This window comes from Arcobacter sp. F155, assembly GCF_004116455.1.
In the GTDB taxonomy this organism is placed as follows: domain Bacteria; phylum Campylobacterota; class Campylobacteria; order Campylobacterales; family Arcobacteraceae; genus Halarcobacter.
Genome location: NZ_PDJU01000008.1, coordinates 56,484 through 76,484, shown reverse-complemented (window position 1 = coordinate 76,484; position 20,001 = coordinate 56,484). Strand labels below are relative to the sequence as shown.

Annotated in this window: 18 protein-coding genes; 9 read left to right on the top strand and 9 right to left on the bottom strand. The window is 28.9% G+C overall.

All coding sequences use genetic code 11. The annotated features are described in order from the left end of the window. The first annotated feature begins 13 nt into the window (after positions 1 to 13). Genes CRV03_RS09600 through CRV03_RS09590 form a run of 3 tightly spaced genes read left to right on the top strand, consistent with a single transcriptional unit; the run spans position 14 to position 3,628 of the window. Positions 14 to 1,021 (top strand): Fe(3+) ABC transporter substrate-binding protein, encoded by a 1,008-nt coding sequence (locus tag CRV03_RS09600; protein ID WP_129084923.1) that lies wholly within the window; start codon positions 14 to 16, stop codon positions 1,019 to 1,021. 15 nt (positions 1,022 to 1,036) lie between these two features. Next, a complete protein-coding gene (locus CRV03_RS09595; RefSeq protein WP_129084922.1) occupies positions 1,037 to 2,617 on the top strand; it encodes an iron ABC transporter permease in 1,581 nt (526 codons plus the stop codon). A gap of 6 nt (positions 2,618 to 2,623) precedes the next feature. After that, entirely contained in the window at positions 2,624 to 3,628 is a 1,005-nt protein-coding gene (locus CRV03_RS09590) for an ABC transporter ATP-binding protein (protein ID WP_129084921.1), read from the top strand. 49 nt (positions 3,629 to 3,677) lie between these two features. On the opposite strand, the gene CRV03_RS09585 is transcribed toward CRV03_RS09590, so the two are convergent. The 3 genes from CRV03_RS09585 to nusA all read right to left on the bottom strand — a co-directional run bounded on the left by CRV03_RS09585 (position 3,678) and on the right by nusA (position 8,076). Next, the gene (locus CRV03_RS09585; RefSeq protein WP_129084920.1) at positions 3,678 to 5,369 is read right to left on the bottom strand and encodes an L-lactate permease; all 1,692 of its coding nucleotides are present in this window, start codon (positions 5,367 to 5,369) and stop codon (positions 3,678 to 3,680) included. Between the two features lie 140 nt (positions 5,370 to 5,509). Beyond that, positions 5,510 to 6,910 (bottom strand): cysteine--tRNA ligase, encoded by a 1,401-nt coding sequence (cysS, locus tag CRV03_RS09580; RefSeq protein ID WP_129084919.1) that lies wholly within the window; start codon positions 6,908 to 6,910, stop codon positions 5,510 to 5,512. After that, the gene (gene nusA, locus CRV03_RS09575; RefSeq protein ID WP_129084918.1) at positions 6,910 to 8,076 is read right to left on the bottom strand and encodes a transcription termination factor NusA; all 1,167 of its coding nucleotides are present in this window, start codon (positions 8,074 to 8,076) and stop codon (positions 6,910 to 6,912) included. The genes cysS and nusA overlap by 1 nt, the downstream gene beginning before the upstream one ends. 150 nt (positions 8,077 to 8,226) lie before the next feature. Here nusA and CRV03_RS09570 point away from each other — a divergent pair, with 150 nt between their 5' ends. Genes CRV03_RS09570 through CRV03_RS09555 form a run of 4 tightly spaced genes read left to right on the top strand, consistent with a single transcriptional unit; the run spans position 8,227 to position 12,038 of the window. After that, complete coding sequence (locus CRV03_RS09570) at positions 8,227 to 8,469, top strand: HP0268 family nuclease (protein ID WP_129084917.1); 243 nt, start codon at positions 8,227 to 8,229, stop codon at positions 8,467 to 8,469. 21 nt (positions 8,470 to 8,490) lie between these two features. Further along, complete coding sequence (miaB, locus tag CRV03_RS09565; protein WP_129084916.1) at positions 8,491 to 9,804, top strand: tRNA (N6-isopentenyl adenosine(37)-C2)-methylthiotransferase MiaB; 1,314 nt, start codon at positions 8,491 to 8,493, stop codon at positions 9,802 to 9,804. Then, positions 9,804 to 10,427 (top strand): lysophospholipid acyltransferase family protein, encoded by a 624-nt coding sequence (locus tag CRV03_RS09560; RefSeq protein WP_129084915.1) that lies wholly within the window; start codon positions 9,804 to 9,806, stop codon positions 10,425 to 10,427. Before miaB ends, CRV03_RS09560 begins: the two co-directional genes overlap by 1 nt. A gap of 15 nt (positions 10,428 to 10,442) precedes the next feature. Then, on the top strand, positions 10,443 to 12,038 hold the full coding sequence (locus tag CRV03_RS09555) for a hypothetical protein (protein ID WP_129084914.1): 1,596 nt from the start codon (positions 10,443 to 10,445) through the stop codon (positions 12,036 to 12,038). A gap of 4 nt (positions 12,039 to 12,042) precedes the next feature. On the opposite strand, the gene CRV03_RS09550 is transcribed toward CRV03_RS09555, so the two are convergent. After that, positions 12,043 to 13,146: a sensor histidine kinase gene (locus CRV03_RS09550; RefSeq protein ID WP_129084913.1), complete on the bottom strand. Its 1,104-nt coding sequence runs from the start codon at positions 13,144 to 13,146 to the stop codon at positions 12,043 to 12,045. A gap of 126 nt (positions 13,147 to 13,272) precedes the next feature. Here CRV03_RS09550 and CRV03_RS09545 point away from each other — a divergent pair, with 126 nt between their 5' ends. Next, entirely contained in the window at positions 13,273 to 15,135 is a 1,863-nt protein-coding gene (locus tag CRV03_RS09545; RefSeq protein ID WP_129084912.1) for a HAMP domain-containing sensor histidine kinase, read from the top strand. 25 nt (positions 15,136 to 15,160) lie between these two features. Continuing rightward, the gene (locus CRV03_RS09540; RefSeq protein ID WP_129084911.1) at positions 15,161 to 16,438 is read left to right on the top strand and encodes a response regulator; all 1,278 of its coding nucleotides are present in this window, start codon (positions 15,161 to 15,163) and stop codon (positions 16,436 to 16,438) included. An 11-nt stretch (positions 16,439 to 16,449) separates the two neighbouring features. Here the strand turns inward: CRV03_RS09540 and mqnE are convergent, their stop codons facing one another. From mqnE to CRV03_RS09515, 5 genes are read right to left on the bottom strand one after another with little or no spacing between them, the layout of a single operon-like run. After that, positions 16,450 to 17,511 (bottom strand): aminofutalosine synthase MqnE, encoded by a 1,062-nt coding sequence (mqnE, locus tag CRV03_RS09535; protein ID WP_129084910.1) that lies wholly within the window; start codon positions 17,509 to 17,511, stop codon positions 16,450 to 16,452. 20 nt (positions 17,512 to 17,531) lie between these two features. Then, on the bottom strand, positions 17,532 to 17,855 hold the full coding sequence (locus CRV03_RS09530; protein WP_129084909.1) for a hypothetical protein: 324 nt from the start codon (positions 17,853 to 17,855) through the stop codon (positions 17,532 to 17,534). After that, positions 17,845 to 18,495: a carbonic anhydrase gene (locus CRV03_RS09525; RefSeq protein WP_129084908.1), complete on the bottom strand. Its 651-nt coding sequence runs from the start codon at positions 18,493 to 18,495 to the stop codon at positions 17,845 to 17,847. Before CRV03_RS09525 ends, CRV03_RS09530 begins: the two co-directional genes overlap by 11 nt. Position 18,496: 1 nt before the next feature. Next, entirely contained in the window at positions 18,497 to 18,739 is a 243-nt protein-coding gene (locus CRV03_RS09520; protein WP_129084907.1) for a fibronectin type III domain-containing protein, read from the bottom strand. Beyond that, positions 18,736 to 19,830 (bottom strand): pyridoxal phosphate-dependent aminotransferase family protein, encoded by a 1,095-nt coding sequence (locus CRV03_RS09515; RefSeq protein ID WP_129084906.1) that lies wholly within the window; start codon positions 19,828 to 19,830, stop codon positions 18,736 to 18,738. Before CRV03_RS09515 ends, CRV03_RS09520 begins: the two co-directional genes overlap by 4 nt. Between the last annotated feature and the right edge of the window lie 171 nt (positions 19,831 to 20,001).

The window sequence follows — 20,001 nt, the reverse complement described above, 5'->3', positions numbered from 1 at the left end:
AAAAAGGACAGATATGTTAAAGAAATTAGCCTTAGGAACTCTTGTGTTAGCAAGTTCTTTATTTGCATCAAATGAAGTAAACGTTTACTCACACAGACACTATGATACAGACAAACAACTGTTTAAAATGTTTGAAGAAAAAACAGGAATTAAAGTAAATGTTGTAAAAGCAAAAGCAAGTGCTTTAATCAAAAGAATTGAAAGTGAAGGTAAAAACTCACCAGCAGACGTTTTAATCACTGTTGATGCAGGAAGATTATACCAAGCAACTGAAAAAGATTTATTACAATCAATTGATTCAGACTACTTAACAAAAAATATCCCAGCACAATTAAGAGATAAAGATAATAAATGGTTCGCTCTTACAAAAAGATCAAGAGTTGCAGTATATAAACTTGGAACTGGAATTGAAAAAGAGTTAAAAACTTATGAAGACTTAGCAGACCCTAAATTTAAAGGGAAAATTATGGTTAGATCTTCAAATAATATTTATAACCAATCTTTAATGGCAGCAATGATTGCTCACCACGGTGAAGAAAAAGCTTTAGAATGGGCAAAAGGTGTTGTTGCAAATATGGCTAAAAAACCAAAAGGTAACGATAGATACCAAGTTAAAGCTGTAGCAAATGGAATTGGTGAAATTGCAATTGCAAACACTTATTATATTGGTAAAATGGTAGATAACAAAGAAGTTGCACAAGCTGAAGCTGTTAAAAAAGTTAAAATTTTATTCCCTAAATTTGAAAATGGTGGAACTCACATCAATGTTTCAGGTGCAGGTGTAGCTAAATATTCTCCAAATAAAGAGAATGCAATTAAATTTGTTGAGTTCTTAGCAAGTCCAGATGCACAAGAATTATTTGCAAAAGGTAACTTTGAGTACCCAGTATTAAAAGGTGTTAAGCCTTCAAAATTAGTTTCTTCATGGGGAACTTTTGAAGATGATACAATCTCAATCAACACTTTAGGTGAAAATAATGCAAAAGCTGTTAAAATCTTCGACCAAGCAGGATGGAGATAAGAGGCTTTAACAAATTTGAAACATATTAATAAACTTACAATAAGTAGTGTTTTTATAACACTACTTATTTCAATACCAGCAATTATTCTATTTACAAATATATTTACAGGCGGTGAAAACTGGAAACATCTAGTAGATACTGTACTATTTGAATATATTTTTAACTCATTATATATTATGGTAGGTGTAGCAGTAATAACTGCAATACTAGGCTTTACAACAGCATATTTAACTTCACTATTTACCTTTACTGGTTCTTCATTCTTTCATTATGCATTGATTTTACCCTTTGCAATTCCTACATATATCGTTGCATATATTTATGGTGGAATGTTTGATATTACTGGAAGTGTGACAACTTTTATTTTAGATTTACTAGGAAAAGATTTATCAGAAGTATACTTCTTTGATATTATGTCAATTGAAGGTGCTATTATTGTAATGTCTCTGGTTTTATATCCATATGTTTATTTAATCTGTAAAACATATTTAAGAGCAGAGTCTTCATCTATTATTGATGCTTCAAAGACTATGGGATTAAACAATTTTCAAATTTTTTATAAAGTAGTAATTCCTATTTCAAGACCAGCAATTGTAGCAGGTGTAATTTTAGCTGTAATGGAAGCAGTTGCAGATTTTGGGGTTATGGATTATTATGGAGTTGCAACTTTTGTAACTGGTATTTTTAGGACTTGGTTTGGAATGGGAAGTGTTGAAGATGCTTCAAAACTAGCTTCTATGTTAATGCTATTTATTTTCATTTTAATCTTTTTAGAGAAATATCAAAGAAGAAATAAAAGATACAAAAGTAGTGGAAAAGATTTTAAACCTATTGCAAAACAAAAGCTAACTGGATTTAGTAATATTTTTGCATTTGTTGCATGTTTTATTCCTTTCTTTTTTGGGTTTTTATTACCATTTTCTCAAATGTCAGTATGGTTTTATAGGTCATATGAAGAAGTAATAGATGAAGACTTTTTAACTGTACTTTATCAGACTTTATCCCTTGGTATTTTTTCTGCTATATTTATTACGGTATTAGCTTTTATTTTAGTTTATAATGTAAGACTTCATAAAAGTAAACTAGCAGACTACCTAATGCAAATATCAAAATTGGGATATTCTATTCCTGGTGCTGTTGTTGCCGTTGGAATACTTAGTTTCTTTTCTATTATAGATAGAAGTTTTGATATCTTACTTAGTGGAACTGTTATAGCAGTAATTTTTGGTTATACAGTTAGATTTATTGCTATTTCAATAAACAACTATGAATCAGGATTTGCAAAAATACCTCAAAGCTATGATGATGCTTGTAAAACTATGGGTACAGGAACTTTCCAAACTTTTTATAAAGTAATGTTGCCTTTAATTAAAAACTCTGCTTTAGCTAGTTTTATTGTTATCTTTATTGAAGTAATTAAAGAGTTACCTCTTACAATGATTCTAAGGCCATTTAACTATGATACTTTAGCAGTATTATCCCATGAACTTGTAACTCAAGCACAGGTTGTTGAGTCAAGTGTACCAGCAATGTTTATTGTTGGTTTAGGAATAATCTCTGTTTTAATATTACTTAAAAATATGATTAAGGATTAATGATTCATGATAGGAATTAGTGTAAAAGATTTAGCAGTTTCTTTTGGTGAAACAAAGATTTTAGAGGATATCTCTTTTAGTGTTGAAGCAGGGGAAATTGTAACTATTCTAGGTCCTAGTGGATGTGGTAAAAGTACAATCCTAAGATGTATTGCTTCTTTACATGATGATTATAAGGGTGAAATATTTTTAAATGAAACGTGCTTAGTAAATGATGGAAGAAATCAGTGTAATAAAGATATTGGATATATTTTCCAAGACTATGCTTTATTCCCTCATTTAAATGTAAGAGAAAACATTGAGTTTGCACTTTATAAACTTAAACAAGACGAAAAGCAAAGAAGAGTAGATGTTTTATTAAAGCAGTTTGATTTATTTGACCACAGACATAAGCAAATTCACGAGTTAAGTGGTGGGCAGCAGCAAAGGGTTTCAATAGCAAGAGTTTTAGCCTATGAGCCTAAAGTATTGCTTTTAGATGAGCCTTTTTCAAACCTAGATACAATTTTAAGAAATAAAACAAAAGTTTGGCTAAAGAAGATGATTAAAGAGTTAGGTCTTAGTGCTATATTAGTTACCCATGACCAGAAAGAGGCTTTAAGTATGTCTGATAAAATTGCAATTATCAATGATAAAAAAATTGAGCAGTTTGGAACAGCTAAAGAGCTTTTTGAAAAACCAAAATCATACTACATAGCAAACTTTTTAAATAGAATTAATAAACTTCCAACAAAACTTATAGAGGATTTAGGTTCAAGTATCACTCCTGAGAACTTAGCTGTAATTCCTATTGATAAGATTGAAGTAACTGCGGATAGCTCTAAGATTGAAGCTTCTATTTTAGATATCTCTTATTGTGGGGATTATTATGAACTAGAAGTATCTTTAAATAATTATGATAATTTAGAACTTACAGTAAAATCATTTTGTATAGATTGTTTAACTAGCAGGGATAAATGTTATTTAGATATTGATTTAAAAGATATTCAAATAGTAAGAGAAAAAGTTTAACTCTTTTCTCTTTTTATATAAAACTATAAAGGCTTAAAAGCCTTTATAGTTACTTCATTAATGGATCTGCTAATCCTAGCACATACATTCCAACTAAACCTAAAATACCAGCAACTAAACAATAGTAAATTGTAGGAATAACTGTTCTTCTTAGTGTTTCACCTTCTTGGTCAAGTAAACCAACAGTAGCACTTGCTGCAACTACATTGTGAATTGCAATCATATTACCAGCTGCTGCACCAACTGCTTGAAGTGCAATCATAAATGCAGTTGAGATTCCAAGAGCATCTGCAACACCAAATTGGAACTGAGATAACATCATATTTGAAACTGTATTACTTCCAGCAATAAATGCACCTAATGCACCAACCATTGGAGCAAATAGTGGGTAAATATCACCAACCGATGTAGCAACAAAGTTTGCCATAGCAACAGGCATAGAATCAAATCCAGATTCATTAATTCCTGAGTTAATTAAAATTCTAACTAATGGAATAGTAAATACAAGAACGAAACCAGCCCCAATCATTACTTGTGAAGACTCTCCAATTGCAGCTTTCATCTCTTTGAATTCCATTTTATGTAAGAAGTAAGTTGTAAGTGCAACAAATACTAAAATACCACCTGGTAAATATAATGGAGTAATTGAGTATCCTAAACCTTCTCCTAAAATATCTTTAAATGGAATAACCCATGATGTAACAAATGCTTTAGCTTCAGCTGAAACTCTTGTAATAACAAGAATAATAGCAACTAATACATATGGAATCCAAGCTTTAGTTAATGACATATTTGCTTTTGTACTCATAGAGTCTAGTTTGATTTCTAATTTACTTACCCAGTGAACTGGCCACTCTTCTTTTGGAGCAAAATCCCAGCTTGTTTTTGGTAAAAGGAAACCTTTTTTTGCAGCAAATACAACAATAGGTAAACCAATTAATGCACCAATTAATGATGGGAATTCAGCCCCTAAGAATACACCAGTTAATGCGTAAGGAATTGTAAATGCTAATCCACCAAAAATAGCAAATGGAATAATATTTAAACCTTCAGTCCATGATTTGTTTCTACCAAAGAATCTAGTTAACATCATTACCATAAATAGTGGAATAAGTGTTCCTGTAATTGCATGAACAATAGCAACTTCACTTGTAATGATTTGTAAATAAGTTTCCCAGTTCGAACCTAGACCTTCTAGTGTTGTTCCAATAGATGCACTATCTAAACCTTTGTTTACACCAATTAAAATTGGAGTTCCTACTGCTCCAAACGATACAGGAGTACTTTGAATCATCATACCTACCATAACAGCTGCCATAGCAGGGAAACCAATTGCAACTAATAAAGGTGCTGCAATAGCTGCTGGTGTACCAAATCCTGATGCACCCTCAATGAATGACCCAAATAACCAAGCAATAATAACAACTTGAACTCTTCTATCTGGACTAATGTTGTTAAATCCTTGTCTAATTACTGCAATTGCACCAGAGTGCTTAAGTGTATTTAATAGTAAAATAGCACCAAAGATAATCCATAAAACCGCAACTGTAATAAGTAGACCTTGGATAGTAGAAGCTAAGATTCTGTTGAATGTAACTTCCCAAACTAAATATGCAACTGCTGTAGTTGCAAGATAAACAATAGGCATTGCTTTTTTTGCAGGTAATCTAAAACCTACAAGTAAAATACCAGCAATGAATATTGGTAATGCAGCAAATAATGCTTGTATTCCAATTCCCATAGTGACTCCTTCTATAATATATAGTTAATGATAAAAAGAAGTTGTGACATTTGTATGATATTCAATCGTAGCAATAAAATAGCAATGTAAAAATGTTTAGTTTTGTAGCAGTAATGTAATTTTAAGTTTATGGAAAAAGCTTAATGCTTTTCCCATACTGTTCCATTAGGAGTATCCATAATAGACACATCTAATGAAGAAATCTCTTCTCTAATTTTATCAGCAGTCTCGAAATCTTTATTTTTTTTAGCTTCAGTTCTTTGTGAGATTAATTGTTCAATTTTCTCAATATCTTCTTGTGACACACCAAATTGGAAATATGTATATGCATCATTAAATCCAATTCCTAATACGTCATTTATAAATTCAAAACTTGAAACTAGTTCTTTTTTGATATTTTTATTTTTTGGTTCTTTGTCTAAAGTCTCATTTGCTGAATTAATATATTCATCAATTACTGAGATTGCTTTTGGAGTATTTAAATCATCATTTAAAGCTTTTAGAATATTCTCTTTAAGCTCTTTATTTACAGCAGATTTCCCTAAACCATAAACTCTTTTTTTAACTCTATAGAACTTATCAAGTCTTTTTTTAGAGGCAATTAAATCCTCTTCATTGAAGTTGAAGTTTGTTCTATATTGAGCTGTTAAAAGATAAAATCTTATAACTTCTCCTGAGTATGATTTAACAATATCTTTTAAGAAAAATGAGTTTCCTAATGATTTACTCATTTTCTCTCCATCAATTGTTACAAAACCATTGTGCATCCAATATTTTGCTAAAGAAGCTTTTGATGAACATCTTGTTTGTGCAGCTTCATTTTCATGGTGAGGGAATAGAAGGTCAGCTCCTCCACCGTGAATATCAATTTGGAAAGGCTCATCTTTATATGCAAGATGTTTATTAATCATAGCAGAACACTCAATGTGCCAACCAGGTCTTCCTTTTCCAAATGCAGCTTCAAAACTTACATCATTCTCTTTTTCAAATTTCCAAAGGGCAAAATCATTTGGATTTCTTTTTTCAGTATTTGCTTCAACTCTTGCTTGTGAGTTTTCATCACTTGCTCTTTTTGATAAAGAACCATAAGCTTCATCTTTTGAAACATCAAAATATACCCCATCACTTGTAGAATAGGCTATGTCTTTTGAAATTAGGTCCTCAATCATTTCAATCATCACATCAAGATTTTGTGTTGCTTTTGGTTCTAAAGTATTATCTAAAATATTTAAAATTTGCATATCATTTTTGTATGCATCTATATAGTGGTTTGTAACTTCTTCTAATGACTTATTTGTATCATTCATTTTTTTGATGATTTTATCGTCAATATCAGTGAAGTTTTTAGTCATAGTAACATTGTAGTTATTTGCTTTTAGTGTTCTGTGTAGTATATCAAAGGCAATTGCAGATCTTGCGTGACCTAAGTGTGAATCATCATACACTGTAGGTCCGCAAACGTAAACTTTTACGTCATTATTTTTTATTGGTTGAAACTCAATTTTCTCTTTTTTTACTGAGTCATAAACAAATAGTGCCATTACTTAAATAATGCCTCTAAGCTTGCAGTATCTGTTGTTTTTTCAACTTCTTGGTTATCTGAACTTGATGTCGCAGTAGTTGAACCACCAACTTCTACAAGCTCAATTTCATATCTAGTTAACATTGATGCAAGTCTGATATTTAAACCAGCTTTACCAATTGCTTTTGACTTTTGGTCACTTGGAATTGTAACTACTGCTTTACCTTTGTCATTTCCATCTGCTGGTTTTTCAATTTTTACACTTTGAATAATAGCAGGAGATAATGCTCTTGAAATAAACATTTCAGGAATTGCTGAATACTCAACACAATCAATATTCTCTCCATGTAATTGTGCAGAAACAGCAGAAATTCTAACACCTTTTACCCCAACAATTGAACCAATTGGGTCAACAGATGGATCAGTTGTAGTTAAAGCGATTTTAGCTCTACTTCCTGGAATTCTAGCACTTGCTTCAATAGAGATAATTTCATCTTTTAATTCAGGAACTTCTGCTCTTAAAAGTGATTCTAAAAATTTAGGTGCAGTTCTTGATAGTTCAATGATTAAACCATTTGCTTTATCAATATTTACAGCTTTTACTACAGCTTTAACTGTATCTCCAACTTTAAAGAACTCACCTTTAATTCTAGATTTTCTTGGAAGCATACCTTTTACTTCCCCAATCTCAACAAAAGTATTCTCTTGTCTGTCAACTCTAGTTACTGTACCGTTAATAGTTTTTCCAATTTTATTTTTATATTTACTAACTAAAGTCTCTTCTAAATATCTTTGAACTTTGTATTCAAAGTTACTATGTAAGATTGTTGCAGCATTTCTTCCCATGTTTTCAAACTCTAGGTCATAATCAACTGTATCTCCAACTTCTAAGTCAGGATCAATCTCTTGTGCTTCACTTAACTCAATGAAGTTTTCAGGGTTAATACTGTTTCCTTCTTCGTCAAGTCCTAAAGATCTACTATCTCCATCTGGTACAACTTCTACTTTTTGTGAAAGCTCTAATTTTTTATTTTCTCTATCTATATTTGCATCAAATGTTAACGTCTCATCTACCATTTTTTCGGCAGTTTTGATTAACGCTTCTTTTAAAGCTGTTTCAACTTCTTCTACTTTTAGGCCTTTTTCATAGGCAATAGAATCCAATATATCAATAATTTTATCCATTAAATTACCTTCTTTTTTTAACATTGAAATGTGATGTTTTTTGATTTTCAATGTGGAATAGAACAATATTATATCAAAAAGTTCTTTTATACAAATTAAAGCAACTTTAAGATAAACTATTTAGCTAATTAAAAACAAAAAGGTAATTAAATGGAATTATTATTTGCAAGAAATGAACTTACTGAAAAGCCAAAAAAAGTTCAACTTGATAAGATTAAAGAAGAGTTAAATAAAAGCGGTGAAAAAATATTCTATTTTGATAGAGACAACTCTCACAAAGATATGATGTCTTTAGTTGATGCGTTAGAAGATGAGGGTTATAACGTATATTTCAGAGAAGTTAAATACGGACTTGCTGATGATGAGTACATGTATGAGGTACATGCTTTATAATAATAAAGTGAATAAAAATAAATGAGTAACCAAGAAAAAAAACTATTTATACAAACGCTAGGGTGTCAAATGAATGACACTGATAGCCAACATATAATTGCTGAACTAAAAGAACATAAAAATTATACAACAACAGATCAGATGGAAGATGCTGATTTAATTATTATTAATACCTGTTCAGTAAGAGAAAAACCTGTTCAAAAGCTGTTTTCAGAGATTGGACAATTTAATATTAAAAAGAAAAAAGATGCTAAGATTGGAGTTTGTGGGTGCACAGCTTCACACTTAGGTCAAGATATTATAAAAAGAGCTCCATATGTAGATTTCGTAGTTGGAGCTAGAAATATTTCAAAAATCAAAGATGTAGTTGATAAAAAAGGTTCAGTTGAGATTGATATTGACTATGATGACTCAACTTACCAGTTTGCACAAAATTCTAATTCCTTATATAAAACATCTGTGAATATTTCTATTGGATGTGATAAAGAGTGTACTTATTGTATCGTTCCTGCAACAAGAGGTGATGAAATCTCTATTCCACCTGAAATGATTGTAGAACAAGTTCAAAAAGATGTGGCAAAGGGTGCAAAAGAAGTAACTTTATTAGGTCAAAATGTAAACTCTTATGGAAGAAGGTTCTCTGATGGTAGAGAAAAAACTAACTTTACTAGACTTTTACAAGAGGTTTCTAAAGTAGAAGGTTTAGAGAGAATTAGATTTACTTCTCCACACCCATTACATATGGATGATGAGTTTATTGAAGAGTTTGCAAAAAATCCAAAAATATCTAAATGTATTCATATGCCTTTACAAAGTGGTTCTACTAAAGTATTAAAAGCTATGAAAAGAGGATATACAAAAGAGTGGTTTTTAAATAGAGCTAAGAAAATTAGAGATTTAGTTCCTAATGTTAGAATTACAACAGATATCATTGTAGCTTTCCCTGGTGAGTCTCAAGAAGATTTCGAAGATACAATTGATGTAATCAAGCAAGTTCGTTTTGATCAAATCTTTAACTTCAAATACTCTCCAAGACCAAACACTAAAGCTTTAGAATTTAAAGATTTAGAAATTGAAGATGAGATTGGAAGTGCAAGACTTACAGAAGTAATTGAACTTCACAAGTTACATCAAAGTGAACTAATGGATTCAAATGTTGGAAAAACTGTAGAGGTTTTATTTGAATCATTAAAACCAAATGGTGAGATTGCTGGATTTACAGATAACTATTGTCAAGTATTTGTAAAAGGTAGTGATGAGCTATTAGGAAAAATTGTTAAAGTAAAAATAACTGGTGCAACTAGAACTGCACTTAAAGGTGAAATTGTAGAATAATGAAAAGTTTAAAGAACTATTTTCTTACTAAAATAGCACCTTCTTTTTTACAGCTTATAGTTAGGTTTATCTATCTAACATCAAAGAAAAACTTTCATTATAGTAAAGTTTCTGAGGATGAGACATTGATAATTGCCATGTGGCATGGGGATTTATTAATGCAACCATTAAACTACAGAAACTTTAGAAAAAATGGAAGAGTAAAAGTCATTGTTAGTGAACATAAAGATGGACTAATAATAAAAAAAGTATGTGAGTATCTAGGAGTAGGTGGTATTCCTGGATCTTCATCAAAGGGCGGAATTAAAGCTTTAAAAAATGCTCTAAAAGAGTTAAAAGCTGGAACTGATGTTGCAATTACTCCTGATGGACCACGTGGTCCTAGGTTTTCTATCGCAGATGGGATTGTAGCTATTTCAAAGAAAACAAATACTAGAATAGTATCTTTAAATGCTGTTCCAAAATCTTATTGGCAATTAAAATCTTGGGATAGATTTGTTATACCTAAACCTTTTGGTATAATAGATTTTTATGTATCTGAACCATTTTCTGTAAATGATTTAGAAATGGATGAAGCAAAAGAGTATATAAAAGAAAAAATGTTAGTAAATGCCATGAGATAGGGGTTAAAGTTTAAAATGTTTTCTAAAGAGTCATTATATATAAATGCAATAAAATATACTAATCAATTAAAAATCAATTATAAGAAGCTAAATAATAATGATATTATTGAAACAAACAGCTCTACTTTTATTGCAAAAGATGATATCTTAGGAAGAGACATTGCCACAAAACTTAACAATCATGCCTCTGAAATAAACAACACTTATATTTCAACACTATTAATTGCAGATGATACTGTATTATTAAAAAAGAAAAGTCCTAAACCAAAAGATTGCGAAGTAACAGTATTAAACAATGACTATAATATTGCTGTTTCTAAAAACAATCTTTTTGAAACAAGAAACTATTTTGAAAAGTGTGGAGTTGATTATATCTTCTCTGCTTATCATGTTTTAAATCTTCATATTGAACAAAACCCTTGCAACAACAATCTAGTAATACTTCTATTTAATGACCAAGCTTTTTGTGTAGTTTTAAATGAAAAAAATGAAATTATATTTAATAAGAAGATTGCATTATCTGCTTTTGATGATATCAAACAAAGTAAGTTTTATGAAAATGAAGTATTAGGTCAAAAGCTTTTTGATGAAGTATATGCTTTAGAGCTACATGAGGCTATTCAAAATACAATTGAAGAGTTTTATGCAAATAGTAAAAACATATTTATAGAAAGAATTTCACTATTATATAATATTAAAATCTTAACAAATGAACAGATACAGCAAATGAGTGATGAGTTTATGATTGATACAACTTATCATCCAATCTCTGTTGATGAAGAGTTATTTGAGTTATCAAAAGATACACATAGTCATAAAAGTTTTATAAAGCCAAGGTCAAAACCTACAAACACATTTAGAAACTTTGTTTTAGCTCTAGCTGTATTTGCTGTAATTTTTGCAGGAAGTGCTTTTGTTTTACCATATAAAAAATGGCTAGGAATGGAAGATAAGAAGGTAACAACTCCGACTCAAACTGTTTCAAAAAAAGTTGAAGAAGCAAAACCTATCAAACGAGAAATAATACTTCCTAACCATATGGAAATAAACTCTCAACTAGAGTTTAAAGTATTAAAAGCTTTAGAAGTTATTCCTTATGATATGGTTTTAACTGAATTAACAGTTGATAAAGATAGATTACTATTTGATGTAAATATGTTAAATAAAGACACTTATATCAAAGTTATAAAACCTGAACTACAAAAAGATTATGAAAAAGTAAATATAACTTTTAAAGAGAGTAAAAAGCCTGTTTTAAAAGCAACTATTGATGTAGAAGGTTTCAAAGATAAAAAAGAGACTGGAACAAAAGAGTATAAAGATGTTTATTTATCAAATGAGTTTATGTCAATTATTACTGTTACAGAGCAAATAAAAATGCTATTTCCTAAAGGAACAAGCATAAACTTTAAATCAAGTTCTAAAGAGACTAATGTAAGCTTTGATTATCTTGTAAATATGCTAATACAATCTCCATTAGAGTTTTTTAAAGTAATAGAAGTATTAAATAATGAGATGTACTCTATAAATATTAATTATCCAGTTAATTTTGTTAAAACAGAAGCTGGTATTGAAGTAGAGTTTATTTTACAGTTTAATCAACCAAAGTAGTTGATTAAAACTGCATTATAAACCTAACACCATCTGTAGAGTTTTCTATTTTTAAATTTCCATTATAACTATTTTTAATCACTAATTTCACCATATATAATCCTACTCCTGTACCTTCTTCTTTTGTTGTATAGTATGGGTCAAATATTTTTTCTAGATTCTCTTCTTTTATTCCACCTGCATTATCACTAATGATTAGATAGTTTTTTTCATCTTTAGAAAAAGTTATAATCTCAATCTTTCTATTCTCTATCTCTCTTTCTTCAAAGGCTTGTATTGAGTTTGTAATTAAGTTGATTAAAACTTGTGATAACTCCATTTCTATACCATTTAATTGATAGTTCGAAAGTAGTTGTGTTTCAAGTTCTACATTAGCTTTTTTTATTTGTGAGCCAAGTAACTCTTTTGTACTTTCGATAACTTTTTTTATTTCAAATTGATTTTTATGTTTATCTGGGTTAAAAAAGCTAAGAAAACCATCAATTGTATCTCTCATATAATGGATTTGTTTTTTAGTATTTTGAGAAAATTCATCAACCATTTCATCATTTAACTCATTAAATTGATATGCAAATTTAATATCATCACAATAAATAGAAAGTACATTAAGAGGCTGTTTTAGTTGGTGTGAAATTACACCTATCATTTCGCCGATACTAGCCATTTTTGTATTATGTACTGCAAGTTTATTTGCTTTTTCAAGGGAAGATTTAATTTGTTTATTTTTATTAAAAAGCTCAATATAGGCTTTAAGTTTAGAGGTTAATAAAACATCATCAATTGGTTTAGAGATATATTCAATAGCTCCTAAATCATAACCTTTTTTTTGATATAAATCTTTATCATAAATACCAGTAATAAAAATAACAGGAATATCTTTTAGTTTTTCTATTCTTTTAATATATTCAACAAATTGAAATCCATCAATATCTGGCATTTGAATATCACAAAGTATTAAATCTATATTTTCTTTCATAAGGATATTAATTGCATCATTTGCATTAAGTGCAGAGTGAATATTGATATCTAAATCTTCAATAAGTAGTTCTAGCGAATATATATTATCTTGAACATCATCTATAATTAAAACAGAAAACCTATTTTCCATAATATATCCTTTCATTTTATATCATCTAAAATTATATTCTAAAATGATACTATAATAGTATTTTTTATCTATATAATAACTGTAAGGTTATTTTTCAAGGAGTGGAACATTAAGGTTCTTAAGAAAATGCTAAATATTTTTGATAGATTTAGAAATAGTATTGGTTCAAATTTATTTAATAGAGTATATCTTACTTATTTTGTTTTTGTATTCTTATTTGTACTTTTTCAAATCTTTACTGAGTATAAAAATGAAAAACGAAAACTTGAAAGAGTATTTACTAAAATAGAGATGGTATATAAAAATATTTTAATCAAGAATACAAAAGAAAAAAATATAAAAGAGTTAAACAGTATTTCCCATGCAATAGCACAAACTACAGATATCTCAGGTATTTCTATTATTGAAGAAAAACAACGCTTTATATATTTAAATGGAATGGTTTCTAGCGATATTGAGAATATTAAATCAATAATAAGATTGCCAAATTTAAGCTATAGCTTTTCTAATAGTTTATTAACCCATGGAATGGCATTTACTATTGAAGATAGGAACTACTTTATTTTTTTATTCATAGATGAAAATAAAATCTATAAAAATATGGAAGAGTCAATTTTCTTAATACTTTTAAATATTTTAGCAAGCATGATTATTCTAGGAATCTTATTTTTGATTTTTTCAACAAAATATTTAATCAAACCACTTAACAAAATAATTGATGCAACTAAAAAGTTTGATGTTGTTGGTCATGAAGTAATAGAAATAAAGCTAGACAAAGTAGAAAAAAATGAGTTACATACTCTTGCAAGAACATTTAATAAAATGTCAAAAAGAATCAATGAAGCTTATATCAATATGCAACAGCTAACAATGATTAGAGAGATTCAAAAAGATAAATTAGAGTTACAAAAAAAAGAGCTAGAAGATGCTAATAAATCAAAAGATGATTTTATGGCAAATATGAGCCATGAGTTAAAAACACCCCTAAACTCTATCAATGTAATTAGTAATGTAATGATGAAAAACAAAAGGGGCGTTTTAAATGAAAAGGATATTAAAAATTTAGAGATAATAAATAAGTGTGGTAAAGATTTACTGTTTTTAATAAATGATGTTTTAGACCTTTCTAAACTTGAAGCTGGTGAGATTATATTAAACAATGATAAACTTGATTTAAGAGAGTTAAGTGATAGTATCTATGATATGTTTAATTTACAAGTAAAAGAGAGAAATATAGAGTTTAAATATCATATAGATGATTCTTTAGATTTTATCTTTAGTGATAAAGATAGAATTAGTCAAATTATAAAAAATCTTCTAAGTAATGCTGTTAAATTTACTGAAAAAGGTCAGGTTAAATTTTTAGTTTTTGATGAAGAACCAAATGTTAAAATTGTTGTTGAAGATGATGGAATAGGAATCTCAAAAGATAAGTTAGAGCATATCTTTGATAGGTTTAAGCAAGTTGACGGAAGTACAACAAGAAAATATGGTGGAACAGGATTAGGATTAGCTATTTGTAAAGAGTTAAGTAAGCTATTAGAAGGTGATGTATTTGTTGAAAGTGAAGTTGATAAAGGCTCAACATTTACTTTAGTAATTCCAAAAAACAAACATCTTTTAGAGGGAATGAATTTCTTAGAAATAAGTTCTAATAAAGAAGACCTACTTGAATTAAATAGTAAAGAAGAGATTATTGTATTAAATAATGACCCAATAGTCTTTTTTAATTTAGTAATTGAATTAAATAAAAACTATAAAGTGATACAAGCTTTCTCTTTTGATGAGTTGAAAACTTTTATTGAAAGAAAAGAGAAGATTATTATTGATATAGATAATTTACCAAAAGATGAAATAGAGTTTTTGATAGCAAACTTTGAAGGTAAGTTAATATTTATATCTGAGAATGATTTAGAAGATGAGTATAAAAAGCAAGTATTTGATTTTGTTAAGAAGCCATTAACAGAAGAGTTAATTGCAAAGATATAACACAATCTTGTAAAAAGGATTTATTATGGTTGAAAAAAATGAAGAGATTAGAAGTTTAAAAGTTTTATATGTTGAAGATGAAGAATTAGCAAGGGAAAAACTAGGAAAGTTTTTGCAAAGAAAGTTTGATAATGTAGAACTATGTGCAAATGGTTTAGATGGTTTTTTAGCTTTTGAAAAAGCTTTTCATAGTAATCAAAAGTTTGACTTAGTAATTAGTGATATAAACATGCCTAAGATGGATGGTCTTGAGATGTTTGAGAAGATTAAAGAGGTTGATACTCATATTCCTTCGATGTTAATTACAGCTAGAACTGAAACTGAGCAATTATTAAAAGCTATCTCTTTACATATAGATAGTTATATTTTAAAGCCAATAGATTTAACGGTAATAGATGAAAAGTTAAATAGACTTTGTAGTGATATTTTCTATAAAAAGAATTATGAAAATCAAAAGAAAGAGTTACAAACTTATTTAGATATCTTAAATCAAGAAGCAATAGTTTCAAAAACTGATTTAAATGGAAACATAACTTATGTAAATGATGGTTTTTGTGTTGTTACAGGATATGAACAAAATGAATTAATAGGTAAGTCACATAAGCTAATAAGGCATCCAGAAGTTTCAAAAGATTCATTTAAAACTCTTTGGGAAACTATACAAGCAGGAAAAATTTGGAGTGGTACTTTTAAAAATCTAGCAAAAGATGGCTCAACTTTTTTTGTGAATACAAAGATTATTCCTATTTTTGACTCTTCTAGTAAAGAGATTTTAGAGTATATAGCAGTAAGTTTTTTAGTTACAGAAAATGAACTTAAAAAAAGAGAGAGTTATAAAAAGTATATAGAACAAGTAACACAATATAAAAAAGCTGTAAGTGCTTTAAATACTGAAAAAGAGAGTTTGGCTAAAAGAGTTTTAGACCTTACTAATATTAACTCTACATTAGATGAAAAAGTACATCAAGTTGAGGCAAAAAGAAAGCAACTTTTAAATCAATTAGAAGCCTATGAAAAAAACAACCTAGAGTATGACAAAGTAAATCTTATGACGAAGCAAGATAAGAGTAAGCAGTTTGATCAAATGTATAAAGCTTTAAACACTTTAAAGGGAATAAATAAAAGGCAAGAGAAAACTATTCAAACTTTAGAAACAATGTTAAACTCAAAAAAAGATGAGTTAGATGATTTTATAAAAAAAGATTTAGAGAATAAAAAAAGAATAAATGATTTAAAAGATTTAGTTACAAACTTACAAAAAGAGAATGAAGAGTTAAAAACTAATAAGAAAACTCTGTTTTAATAAGATAAAAGTTACCAAACTTTTATCTCATTATAGATTGAATCTCTCTCAACTGGTGTAAAGCCAGAGTTTTTGATTAAATCAACAAACTCTTCAAGTGGCATACCATTTGCACTTTTTGCTCCTGCTGCACTTTGAATAGACTCTTTTTCAATTGTTCCATCTAAATCATTTGCACCAAACTCTTGAGCTAAAAGAGCTAGTTTTACAGTTGATGTTACCCAATAAGCTTTTATATGAGGAATATTATCTAAAAGGATTCTAGCAATAGCCATAGTTTTTAATATCTCTTGACCAGTTAAAAAATCTTTTACTTTTAGATAGTTATTCTCTTTTTGATAAACAAGGGGAATAAAAGCATTAAATCCATTTGTTTCATCTTGTAAGTCTCTAAGTCTAAGCATATGGTCGATTCTGTGTTCTCTTGATTCAACATGTCCAAATAGCATTGTTGCATTACTTTCATGTCCTGCTTTATGCCAAAGTTTATGAATATCAAGCCATTGTTGTGAAGTAACTTTTCCACCACAAATTCTTTTTCTAACTTTTTCATCAAAGATTTCAGCTCCACCACCTGGCATTGAATCAACACCACTTTCAATCATCTTTTCAATGATTTGCTCATAACTTAAATCATACTCTTGTGCTAAAAAGTGTATTTCTGCTGCTGTTAATGCTTTTACATGAATATGAGGAAAATCTTTTTTGATTTTTTTAAAAATATCTAAATACCACTCTAATCCTGTATCTGGGTTATGAGCAGATACAATATGCACTTCTTTAATACCATTTTTAGATGAGTTTTTAACTGTCTCTAAAATTTGTTCGTGGCTCATTGTGTATGGATTAGGATTTTTTCTACTTGCACTATATGCACAGAATTGACATACATCTTTACAGATGTTTGTTGGATTAATATGTCTATTTATATTAAAATAGGTTTTATCTCCATGTTTCTCTCTTCTAATGTCATTTGCTATTGATGCTAATTCAAAAAGGTCTAGATCATATAATTTTATCGCATCTTCGTAGCCAAGTCTTTGGTTATTTTTAATCTTTTCTAAAACACTCATATTCTCTTCTTCATTTTAATTTATTTGCAGTCTATATCTTTACTATACTTTCCATGATTACTTCTATGTACAAATCCAATACACTCTTTATTTAAAGTTTCATCAAAAAATGTAACTTTGTAAACAGTACTTTTAACTTTTGTTTCTTTATCTTCAACACTCATTCTGTTTACAACTTTAATACTAGAAATTTTTTCATGTCCAAGTGAACTTAGAACTTCCTCCATTTTTAGGTTCTTTGTCATCATAATGAATCCAAAACCTATAATAGTAGCAATAGACATTATTGCAATTATAACAACAGTTTTTTTAGGAAGTCTTCTAACTTCTACATTATGGCTCATATGTAAACTCACTTAAAGGTTTGAATTTGTCATCTTTACTATCATAGTAGTCGATTTTTGCAGTTTGGATGTCATAATACCATCCATGAACTTTAAGTTCACCTTCATCTAATAATCTTTTTACATCAGGATAAGTTAGAAGGTTTTCAAGTTGATATCTAATAGAGTTTCTTTCAGTTGCTCTATACATCTCTTCTTCTGTATTAAATTTTTTATTTTTTAATGTTCTCTCTTTTGCTTTAGCACCTAATTTTAGCCATGTTTTAACATGAACTAGTGAATCTGTTGCAGGAATATCTTCATATAAAGATTTACACGCTCCACAATGTGAATGTCCACATACAACAATATGTTTTACTTTTAAAACAGCAACCGCATACTCAATAGCAGCAGCACTTCCGTGGTAATCTTCATCATGTTTATATGGAGGTACAAAATTTCCTACATTTCTTAAAATAAACATATCACCTGGTTTTGAGTTTAGCATCAAATCAGGAGTAACTCTACTGTCTGAACAACCTATAAACAGAACCTCTGGCTTTTGTCCATGTTCAACTAAGTCTTTTAATTCGTCCTCTAAATCCAAAAATTGTGAGTTTCTGAATTTTTCATTTCCTTTGATTAATTCGTTTAAAATCATGCTACCTTCCTAAGTTTTTTATTACAACTTGATTTTCTTTAGTTACTACAGTAACTTTTTTAACAGGGTCTTTTTCTTCATCATCTACAACTCTATACTCAACAAGATAATCCACTTGGTGGCAAGATACTATTGATGTAAGTTTTGAAAGTTTTACACTTTCACAGTTTTTCATATTCACGAAGTTATTCTCATTTGCAAAGGCTGCAACACAGAATGTAAGAGTTAAAAGTAGTTTTTTCATCTTGTTTCCTTTAGATAATTACAAACATACTCTAAGTCATTTTGTTTAATATCAGTTTTTGCAATAAGTCTTATTATTGCACTTTTTACGGTTGGTTGTCTAATTGCTCCAACAAGATAACCCTTTTGCTCTAACTGTTTTTGTAAGTCTAGAACTTTTTTATTATCTGCAATTTGTACAGGAATAATTAAACTTTGAGAATCCATATTTAAAATATTGTTTACAGTGTTCAGATTAGTAGAGATTTTCTCTTTTATTTGAACCTTGTTTTTTTGTATATATTTTAAAGATTCGTGGCCTGAAACTATATCAAATAAAGATGGAGCAGTTGTGTAGATTATAGCTTTAGCTCTATTTACAAGAAAGTCAATAATTGTCTTTGATGCTAAAATATAAGCTCCATAACTTCCATATGCCTTTCCTAGTGTACCCATTTTTATATGATTTTCTCTAGGAGTTATTTTATAAAGGTCAAATATTCCAAGCAAATTCTCTCCTAATACACCAGAAGAGTGTGCTTCATCAACTATTAGTAAAGCATTTTTTTCGTCTGCAAAATCAAAAATCTCTTTAGGAGCTAAATCACCTTCCATAGAATAAACACCTTCTATGGCAATAATCTTTCTTCCTTTAACATTTTGATTTTCAAACTTTTCTTTTAGGTCTTGGCAATCATTGTGTTTGAAAATAACAACTTGGTTTTTATTTAAAAGTCTAGTTGCTAACATACCACTTGCATGATAATTCTCATCTATAAATAAAACATCACCTTTTCTAACAAGAGCTTCTATCATAGAAATATTTGCTAGAAAACCACTTCCTACAACAACTGCATCTTCAAAACCGTTGTATTTTTTTAAATCATCTTCAAAATCTTTATGTAGTTGAGAATATCCAGTTACAACAATTGAGGCTTTTGGAGAGGTGAATTTTTCATTGTGAAGTTTTTTGTATGTATTTTCAAAAATTTCTTTTTGTGAGGCAAGACCTAAGTAGTCATTTGAGGCTAAGTCAATTAGATTTGTATCGAAAACCTTTCTAGTACGATATCTATTAGCTTTTTTTATTGAGTTCAACTCTTTTTCGTACAATAACTACTCCTAATAATTTCACAATTATATACAAAAATTTTTTAAAAATTGTTAAATTTTTTCATAATGCTACTGTTTTGCTATAGTGAGTAGTTATAATTTCTTCACCTACTAATTAAACGTCCTTCATAGTAGATAAGAAGAGCAGAGATTTATCTCTCGCTCTTTTTT